Origin of the sequence: Sulfitobacter sp. HI0040 (assembly GCF_001634885.1) — a bacterium.
Classification (GTDB): Bacteria; Pseudomonadota; Alphaproteobacteria; order Rhodobacterales; family Rhodobacteraceae; genus Sulfitobacter.
This window is the reverse complement of sequence record NZ_LWEX01000321.1, coordinates 1-204: the sequence shown is the minus strand read 5'-3', so window position 1 is coordinate 204 and position 204 is coordinate 1. Positions and strand designations below refer to the sequence as shown.

The window sequence follows — 204 nt, the reverse complement described above, 5'->3', positions numbered from 1 at the left end:
GGAAAAGCGCATTCATGCCGTCCCGCACCGACCGCGTCATTTCCTGCGCGCCGCTTGGGTTCATCATCGAATAGCTGACCCGGCTCATCAGGTCCTCGCCAAAGCGGATCTGGGGGTTCATCACCCCGGATGAGGCGAGGACCTCTCCGGTCCGCAGGTCGCACAGATGCGCCGCGATGGTGGTGGAGCCGAGGTCGACGGCAA

Annotated in this window: 1 protein-coding gene; it reads right to left on the bottom strand. The window is 64.2% G+C overall.

Annotation, left to right across the window (positions count from 1 at the left end; translation table 11 throughout):
• Nucleotides 1–204: DUF4445 domain-containing protein (locus A3728_RS14530; protein ID WP_150120824.1), on the bottom strand; the 204-nt coding region annotated here is incomplete at both ends.